8 protein-coding genes are annotated in these 8,675 nt (G+C 61.0%); 2 read left to right on the top strand and 6 right to left on the bottom strand.

Annotated features, from left to right (window positions below; genetic code table 11):
- Positions 1-576: 576 nt before the first annotated feature.
- On the bottom strand, positions 577-783 hold the full coding sequence (locus AADJ11_RS16960) for a hypothetical protein (protein ID WP_341235614.1): 207 nt from the start codon (positions 781-783) through the stop codon (positions 577-579).
- Positions 784-1,321: 538 nt separating this feature from the next.
- The gene (locus AADJ11_RS16955; protein ID WP_341235613.1) at positions 1,322-2,251 is read right to left on the bottom strand and encodes a DUF2493 domain-containing protein; all 930 of its coding nucleotides are present in this window, start codon (positions 2,249-2,251) and stop codon (positions 1,322-1,324) included.
- 683 nt (positions 2,252-2,934) lie between these two features.
- Between AADJ11_RS16955 and AADJ11_RS16950 the strand changes: the two genes are divergently transcribed.
- Together AADJ11_RS16950 and AADJ11_RS16945 are read left to right on the top strand one after the other, a co-directional pair.
- A complete protein-coding gene (locus tag AADJ11_RS16950; RefSeq protein ID WP_341235612.1) occupies positions 2,935-4,017 on the top strand; it encodes an ATP-binding protein in 1,083 nt (360 codons plus the stop codon).
- The gene (locus AADJ11_RS16945) at positions 3,923-6,388 is read left to right on the top strand and encodes a S8 family peptidase (protein ID WP_341235611.1); all 2,466 of its coding nucleotides are present in this window, start codon (positions 3,923-3,925) and stop codon (positions 6,386-6,388) included. The genes AADJ11_RS16950 and AADJ11_RS16945 overlap by 95 nt, the downstream gene beginning before the upstream one ends.
- 166 nt (positions 6,389-6,554) lie before the next feature.
- Here AADJ11_RS16945 and AADJ11_RS16940 read toward each other — a convergent pair whose 3' ends face one another.
- From AADJ11_RS16940 to AADJ11_RS16925, 4 genes are all read right to left on the bottom strand, one after another.
- Positions 6,555-7,283, bottom strand: coding sequence for a DUF736 family protein (locus tag AADJ11_RS16940; protein WP_341235610.1), 729 nt, complete (start codon positions 7,281-7,283; stop codon positions 6,555-6,557).
- 125 nt (positions 7,284-7,408) lie between these two features.
- Positions 7,409-7,711 (bottom strand): hypothetical protein, encoded by a 303-nt coding sequence (locus AADJ11_RS16935; RefSeq protein ID WP_341235609.1) that lies wholly within the window; start codon positions 7,709-7,711, stop codon positions 7,409-7,411.
- A gap of 100 nt (positions 7,712-7,811) precedes the next feature.
- Complete coding sequence (locus AADJ11_RS16930; RefSeq protein ID WP_341235608.1) at positions 7,812-8,273, bottom strand: hypothetical protein; 462 nt, start codon at positions 8,271-8,273, stop codon at positions 7,812-7,814.
- Between the two features lies 1 nt (position 8,274).
- Positions 8,275-8,661: a DUF6878 family protein gene (locus AADJ11_RS16925; RefSeq protein ID WP_316300616.1), complete on the bottom strand. Its 387-nt coding sequence runs from the start codon at positions 8,659-8,661 to the stop codon at positions 8,275-8,277.
- Between the last annotated feature and the right edge of the window lie 14 nt (positions 8,662-8,675).

Raw genomic sequence — 8,675 nt, 5'->3', positions numbered from 1 at the left:
TGAGACGTTTTGAGCGAGACATGCGAAGAAAGACCCCCTATTTCCTGCCACCTTCCACCAAGGCTGCCCCCACCTTACGATAATATACCAAGCTGTCAATTCTATACTTACGTAGCATTCAGGCTCAGGCAGCCTTGGTGTCCGCTTCACGCCGCGGCCCGCAGGGACGCGGCTCTGCCGCCCTCACCACCAGCACAGCCTCCAGCTTCAAAGGCCCCTTCTCCAGCACCGCCCGAGGGTCTGGACGAACACGCATGTGTTCGGACGGAACCGCGGGCGGGCGCAAACCCCACCGACGGGGCGGACAGGCAGGGTCAAGGAGGGCCAGATTTGGCTCCGCCAAATCTCTGCCGCAAAAACCGGGAGGCCCTGGCCGACAGGTTTTTGTGGATGGCCCCCTTGAGGCTGACTGGCCGGTCTGTCGCGGCCTGACCCTTCCGGTCAGCGATCTTCCTTTGATCGCGCCGCGACCGGCAGCAAGGCGAGGTCGCTGGCGGCAATCACCGCAGCCAGTGGCGGCATCCCTGGAACAGGGACAGGGCCGCCCCGGGGGGCGGCCCATCCTCGTCAGGGGATTTAATCCTGGGGATCCTTCGCGCTCGGTGGGAACATCACCAGCTCCGAGACCGAGACCGGGAAGTCGAGCTTGAGGCTGAAGAACTCCGATCCATCCCCGTTGCGGGTGTTGCGGAACATCGCACCCACGCGCTGAAAACGGGTGCGCTCTTGGCCATCGGTATCGGTGAACTTGACGGGGACGGTGGCGACGTAGTGGTTGGTCATTTGGGTCTCTCCTTGTTGCGATGGGGATCACCCGGCACGGGGGCAGGAGGGCCGGTCGCAAACGCAAATGCGGAGGGTCCGCGGCTAGCCGTGGAAGCCGTATTTGTGCTTGCCGAAGCGTGAGCTGAGGGCACGATTGGGCCGACCCCGTGCGATCCACATCTATGAGCAAAAAGGAGTGATCCGGATGACCCTTGCCATCACGCAGCCGCCACCATCCGCGTCCGCGTCTCGCCGAGCCTGGCCGGGGTGCTGACGGAGCCCGCCCGCGTGGATGCGATGTTCCGAAACACGCCCCGAGGGACGTGCAGGTCTTCAGCCTCATGTGCGACGTCTCGACCCCTCGTGTCTTGCGCTGCTGACGATGTGCGTGAGGTGCGCACCATCCCCAGCCCGTACCGATGCGGATGGGCCGCACTCTGACGGACTGGGTAGAGGGATAACGGTGCTGGCCGCCGCAGACTGCCGATCGCGCATGACCGATCGCACGCGCCATGAGACATGACGAAAGGGCCGCGCCAAGCGCGACCCCCTCTCTTCAATCCTGCGCAGTCTTCTTCGCCGGGTCAGCAACCCGCATGACCGTCAGGCCTTTCGCTTCCGCCTTCTGCCCGAGGTTCAGCGCGACCCCGTTGCCGCCGAAGAGGACAACCCCCGTCGCCGCGAACTTGTCGTCCAGCATTTCGTCGTTGCACTTGAACGGTGCCGCCCGCCCGTGCGCGGACCAGCGCGGATCGAAGCGCGCTTGTGCTATCCCGCGTGCCCGGGCCCACCGAGCCGCAATCATCTCCGCCCCGTGCTTGCCACCCTTGTGGCAGAGGAAGATCTCCTGGTTGCGGTTCTGCTTGATCCGCTCGCGAACCTTGTCGAGCGTGTTGAAGATCACATCGACATCGGTCCAGTCGGTGGCGCCCGAGACGATCAGTGGAACCCCCTCGACTTTCGACTTCTCGGCGGTTTCACGGTCGTGCTGCTCGAGGAGCTGCCGCGCCTCGAAGACCGCACCGGTCTCTTGCGCCCGGACGCTTGCGCGCGACCCGGCTGCCGGGATGAAGGCGTGGCCCGTCTCGATCTCGTAGCATTCCGCCGCTGCCTCGCTCATCACCTCGATGGCGCCGACAATCTCGCGCAGCTGCACAAAGCGCGCCTGCGCCTCTTCGAGCGCGGTCTCAGCGATCTCCGATCCGTCGTGAGATTTTGCCAGCGCGCCGATCTTGTCGGCGGTGCGGTCGACCTCCTTGCCAAGCGCCACCTTGCGGCGCTGCAGGATCGTGGCGAGCCCATGGGCCAGCGGTTCGATCTCTGCTTCAAGCCCGGTCCCGCGCAGCTGACCGAGCAAAGCCTCGAAGCTCTCGCGGATGATGTGGTCGGTCAGGACGTGATCCTCCGGGATCGGCAGCTGCGCGTCCCTCTCGGTCAGTCCGAAAAGTTCGATCGTCTCGTAGGTGTTTGCGGTGTCGTAAGCCATGTCTGGTCTCCAGTGTTCGGTTCCAAGGCCACCACGTGAGTGTGGGGGCATGGCCGAATGCCTGGTTTCCGAATCTGCCCGGGTCAGGGACGGCGCAGCCGCCGGCTTGCCGGGCGCAAAAGTTTTCCGCGCGCAACACCCGAGACACGCGCGCCCTCACGCACGGGACCGCGCCGCACCACAAGCGGCGCCCTCGCCGAAAAGTTTTGCGATCCTTGACGCGGGCTGATTTGGGGGCCATCCGGAGGATATGCTTCCGCACTCATGTGTGTGTGTTTTGACGGTAGGTTTGCCCGACACGAGCAGGCAAACGGCCTGACCGGACGCGGGAGACGGATGAAGCGGCGGGATCGTTTTGCCCCGCAAAACAGACCAGAGCGCAATCCGGCGGAGCGGCCGGGGAGGGACGTGCTCGCGAGGCGGGCAAACCGGAATGCCAGGCGCGACGCCGCGGTGAGGCCGCATGGCCGAATGCGCGACGGACCGAAGGGCCGTTCTCCCCTGCGACACGCGAAGCCGAGCGGGGGAGGCCGCAAGGCAAGCATCCAAGTCGATGCTCGAGAGCACAAAACCGACACACTCTGCTTCCAAACAGCGCAAATTGTCTGGTCTGCTGAGGGGTTCGAATGTATAAAAGACCTTAGTATCATTGAAAATGATCATTCAGAAAGAGCAACTCGACCTTGGCTTCCGCCCAACAACTCATCGGTCTCGTCAAGAGCCATGCAGAAGGGGACGCTGATCGTTTTTACGATCTGGCGATGCAACTCTCTGCGGCTGAAGAGCAGAAGGGACATACCCGTCTGGCTGAACAGTTGCGACAATGGGCCGAAGCGGGACAGAAGCCGCCTTCGAAGCGAACCCCTGCGATCACTCCTATCGCAACACCCCGCGGTGATCTGGCGGAGTTCCTTGCCGCGTCCTATCCGACCGAGCGCCTCATCGATGTCATCTTGCCAGACAGGATTGAGAGCGAACTCGCGCATCTCGTTGTAGAGACACGAATGCGCGAAAAGCTCGAGGCGAAAGGGTTGAAGCCACGGCGGCGCGTTCTCCTCTCCGGTCCTCCCGGAACCGGCAAGACCCTGAGTGCTTCAGCGCTTGCCGGTGAGCTGCAATACCCTCTCTTTTCGGTCATGCTCCACGGACTGATCACAAAATTCATGGGTGAAACAGCGCAGAAGCTGAAGATGATATTCGATGCCGTCAAGACGACGCGCGGTATCTATCTCTTCGACGAAATCGACGCTTTGGCCGCGGCCCGGGGCGGTGAGAACGATGTCGGTGAGGCCCGGCGGGTTCTGAACTCGTTCCTGCAATTCCTGGATGAGGATACCGGGCCTTCGATCGTCATTGCCACTACAAACCTGCCGGGAATTCTTGACCGCGCTGTGCTGCGCCGCTTTGATCTTGTTTTGCCATATGTCATGCCCGATGGCCCTGCCATTCGGCAGGCGCTCGAACGCCGTTTGATCGGCTTCTCACTCGCTCGCATGGGATGGAAACGGGTTATAGACGTTGCCACAGGCCTCTCAACGGCCGATGTTGTGGCAGCGGCGGAAGATGCCGCTCGACGTGCTGTTCTGAATGATACCGACAAGATTGCGACACAGGATTTGCTTGATGCCCTCGAACGCCGACGGTCGCTCCAAGAACTAGGGACCGATGACAATGGCACGAGACCTTCGGCACTTCCACCTTCGCAATCTCGGACAACCTCGCCCGTTCCAAGCAAAGGGCGGGGGCGGGTCCAAAAGACCAAGTGATGTCCCCAATCGCGCGGCGCACGCCCAAGCATTGCTTCAGGCCATCGACGCGCTGCCAGATATTCCAGCAGCCGAACTTCCCGGCGTCTATCTGGAAGTACGCTCGCGTATCGACGAGCGCCTGAAGAAAGGCAGCCTCGACGCTAGTGGCCTGACTCTCCTTCGCGTCGCCGAGACCCCTGATCCCGGTGGCACCGAAGAGCGCGCGACGGTGTTTGCGACAGCCAGGGGTATTGAAAAGCTGCGCAAGAAGGTCGAGCAGTTTCGGACGGAAGACACACCCGACCGGGAAAAGGATGGTGAATTCATCCCAGGCCGTCCGAAGAACGCGGATCTAGTGCAGAGCGTCGCTGCCATCACGGAAGCGGGATTGCGTGCCCTCTGGCGCAGCCCGCCGGGCAAGTTTCCCGCGGCGGATATTGCGGCAGTCTGGGAGGTTTGGCTCGAGCCCCAAATGACCGAGGCCTTCGTTGCAGCAGCGCCTAACTATGGTGTGACTGTGGGAGCAGATCGGCTGGAGTTTCCCGAAGATACAGTGGTGGTCGTCCAGGCCGATCGCAATCAGCTTGCCCAAGCCGTCCGGCGACTGGGTGGCGTACGCGCACTTGCCGCTCCGACAATCACTGCAGATTTCTTTGACGGCTTGCCGGTGGCCGAACAGGCACAGTGGGTCGATGAACTTTCAGGCCGGACCACCTATTCGGATCACCCCAATGCTGGCTACGTTACGCTCCTGGATACTGGTGTCAGTCGGGCGCATCCTCTGATTCAGCCGGCGCTTAGCGTGGATGATCGACATGCCGCAAATCCGGCTTGGGGATTGGAGGATGTGAAGGGCCATGGAACGCAGATGGGAGGACTCGCGCTCTTTGGCGATCTGACGCAAAAACTTCATCAGGCGAACCCAGTTATGGTCATGAACCGTCTGGAATCCGTCAAACTCCTGCCAGATGCCAGTATGAACCCGCATCATCTCCTAGGCGCGGTGACCAGGCAGGCGATCAATGCGGTCGAACAGGTTGGTCCCCGACGCCGTACTTTCACCATGACGACGACGACGGGTGAGGACACGCCGCACGACGGTGCCCCGACCTCGTGGTCGACGGAAGTCGATCAGCTTGCCGCCGGTGTTTCAGGTGGACTCAGACAGCAGCGCCTGGTGCTGGTTTCGGCAGGGAATACCGACAACTTCACCTTTGGTGCCGGAAACTACCTTGACCGATGCGATCACGAAGACAACGAGATCGAGTCGCCTGCCCAAGCGTGGAATGTTTTGTCTGTTGGAGCCTTTACCGAGAAGACTGTACTACCAAACGGAGAGCCAGCCCAAGCGCTTGCACCATTCGGCGATCTATCGCCAGCTTCGAGAACTGCATCGTGGTCGTCCCATTGGCCGAACAAGCCGGACGTTGTCCTTGAGGGCGGAAACTGGGCGCTAAGTGCCATGCCTCCGCCAATGCGGCACGGATGGTTATCGCTCCTTTCAACGCACCATAATTATCCGGTCCGATCTTTCACATTCACCTTCGACACCAGCGCTGCGACAGCGCTTGCAGCGAAGGATGTAACGGAACTCTGGTCGGATTATCCGACACTTTGGCCCGAGACAGTCCGTGGTCTCTATGTGTCTTCCGCGCGTTGGACTCAGCAGATGCGAGCACATTTGCCGGCCCAAGCGAACAAAGGTCATTACATGCCGCTTTTTCAGCGCTATGGATTTGGCGTTCCGGACATGGCCCGTGCCCGCCGCAGCGCGTCGAACGCGCTGACACTCATCGTGGAAGACACGATTACACCCTACGGAATCTCCGAAAAGACCGGCGGTGATGTCCACAATGAGTTGAAGCTCTTCGCCCTACCCTGGCCCGTTGAGGCTTTGCGCGCGCTCGGCAATGCCGACGTTACCTTGCGGGTGGCGCTAAGCAGCTTTATTGCTCCAAACCCGTCAGAAGCCTCACGCGGCGTTCGTTATCGCTACGCATCCCACAATCTGCGGTTCCAACTCAATCGCGCCGGCGAGAACGAAGCCCAATTCCTGGCTCGGATCAGCAAGGCGGCCGAACAGCCCGACGGTCCCGCAAACGACGAGGATGATCTTTGGGACTACGGTAGCAATCGGCGCCATGTCGGATCGCTGCACATCGATCAACTGACTTGCAAGGCATCAGACCTCGCAAGGCGAAACTTGTTGGCTGTTCACCCAGTCACCGGTTGGTGGAAGTCGAAAAAGCTTCTCGCTGAGAGTTTGCCTTCCGTACGCTACGCACTGATTGTGGAAATCGACGCAGCAGAGTTGGACACCGAGCTCTACGCCGAGGTTCAAGTTGCTGTTGACGCATTGATTGCCGCTCAAGCAGTTGTACAAGTCTGACTTTAATCGAAACTCCGCGCGGCACTTCCGATCTAGCAGTCTCATCTACACCGGAACGCCATATGAAGTGGCAGTTCGATCGCTCTATTGAAGCAAGCACAGCAAAAGGGGAACCGTGAACCCACGGCTCCCCTCGCTGTTCAGGTCATTTATCCTCATGCCAAGGTCACGCGACCAGCGACAGCCCCGCGCCCGCGTCCTGCGGTTGCTCACCGCTGTCGATGAACGGGATGATCGAGAAAGTCTGCCCGCCGCGCTGTTCTTCGTTCTGCACGGCGTTCACGCGCAGGTCGCCGTCGGGCGTGTTGATCAGCAGCGACAGGTAGTCATTGCCAGTGCGGCTGCTTCTCGCCATCCAGGCTGAGCCGACGCGGATTGGCGTGCCCCGGGGCGAGCTGACCTCGATCCGGTAGTCGGGGTGGGTCTCCTCGGTCTTGTAGCTGTTTTCGATCAGCATGAACTCCAGATCGAACATCATGTTGGCGATGTAGCCAGTGAAAGCGTTGTCGGCGTCCATGGCGGTGAGCTCGCCGGAGATCGAGCCGGATTTCATCAGGCCGTTCGAGACAAGCGGGATGATCTCGAATTCACCACTCTGGGCCGCGCGCGCTTCCTTCGTCTGCACCGCGTTGACGCGGAACGGGCCGAGGCCGACATCGATCTGCATCGAGATGTAGGGATTGCCGCTGGTCGTGCCGGTCTCGTTCCAGGCCGTACCGATGCGCACCTTGCGGCCAGACTTGTTGACCGCCGTCACGTCGTAATCCGGGCTGCGTTCGGACATCTTGGCCCGCGCTTCCAGCTGGATGGCGATATCAAAGCGCGTCGAGTGGATCATGCCGGTGTACTCGGCGGCTGCGGTCTCGACATTGCGGGTGAGGGTTCCTGCGAACATGGGATATTTCCTTCTTGGATTGGCCGGTGCCTGACGTTCTTGCCAGCGCATCCGGGATTGCTTTCTCGACCCCTCCTGGGATCACAAATCAGAAAGCCAGCTTTCCTTTCATCCCCGCCCGTGGGTCAGGGCTGTCGTCCGAATGGGTGTGCCACCGCGCGCCCGGGTGCTGCGCCCCTCTCCTGTCCGTCTGATCTTGATTGGCGGCCCGGATTTTCCGCGGCGTCCTTCGATTGCGCGATGAAGAACTCCGCCTCTTTGCCGTTCAACCGGTGCCCGCTTCGGTCGGTCAGGCCGATGCAGCTATCATTCGGCACATAGGTGATGAGGTACTGACCGAGCCGGTCCTTGTGGACAACGTAACCGGTATTGGCCCAATGCACGGTCTGGCCAGAATCGACAGCGGCCTTGATTTCACGGAGTGTCATGGGATCCTCCTCAAGAAAAATGGTGGGGAAACCACGCAAGAAGCCCGGTCGTCCAACCGGGCTTCTGTGCGGCATTCATTTGGCGAAGAGCCGGGACCTATCAGGCACCTTGCGTGGCTTGTGTCGCGCGCGCCGCCATCCAATCTTTCAGGCCAAGAACCGTTCTTCCGGCGGCGACCTCGGAGGCCCAGGCAACCCTTGGGTCACCGCAGGGCTCATCGCCAAAATGCCGGTCGATGTGGCCATTGGCCATCCATGGCTCAGGCTGGATCCGTCGCAGCCAGTCGGCCATGCTCGGAATGCGGCCCTGGCAGTCTTCACGGATATGCTGCTCGCCGATCCAGCGCACGGGAATGTCCCGACCTGCGCTATTGGTCAGGGACAGGCCGAAGACACGTTCGGCCTCAAACAGGCCTTGGGCATGATGGCGCATGGCTCGGTGCGTGAAGAGCGCGAGGTGCTCTTTCGAGGCGTCAAACCAATCGTGCACAGACTGATAGTCAGACGGCACCCCGCCGAATTTCCGGGCAGAGCTTTCAGCATGATGAAGCGGATGGGCCATCTCAAAGCCCCTCGTCATAGCTGTGCGAGCATTCGACATAGCGGTCCGCGTGATCGAGGATGATGCTGTCGTTGCGCAAGTCCCAGGTCAGCGTGCCGAAGCCGCCCTCGTTGTTTTCGAACCCCGGGTGATGGTGATAGGCGAGCGACCAGGCGAAGTCGCCAACTTCTGTGGCAAGCGCCTCCGGCAGGTTGACCTCTGCAGGCTGCACCGTCACATCCTCGACATTGCCGGAGTCGCCATAGCCTTCATATTCGGCAGTGACCTCGCTGATGCCAAGCGCACGTAGTTGCGCGAGCAGCTCCGTTCGGGATGCCTTCAAGGTGGTTTCGCGCTCTGCACGCCACTGAGCCGCCATTGCGGCATAATCGATCTGGGGATTGGTCATGGGTTTGTCCTCTT

The sequence above is a fragment of the uncultured Sulfitobacter sp. genome, from assembly GCF_964021855.1.
GTDB lineage: Bacteria > Pseudomonadota > Alphaproteobacteria > Rhodobacterales > Rhodobacteraceae > Sulfitobacter.
This window is presented reverse-complemented; position numbering and strand designations above follow the sequence as displayed.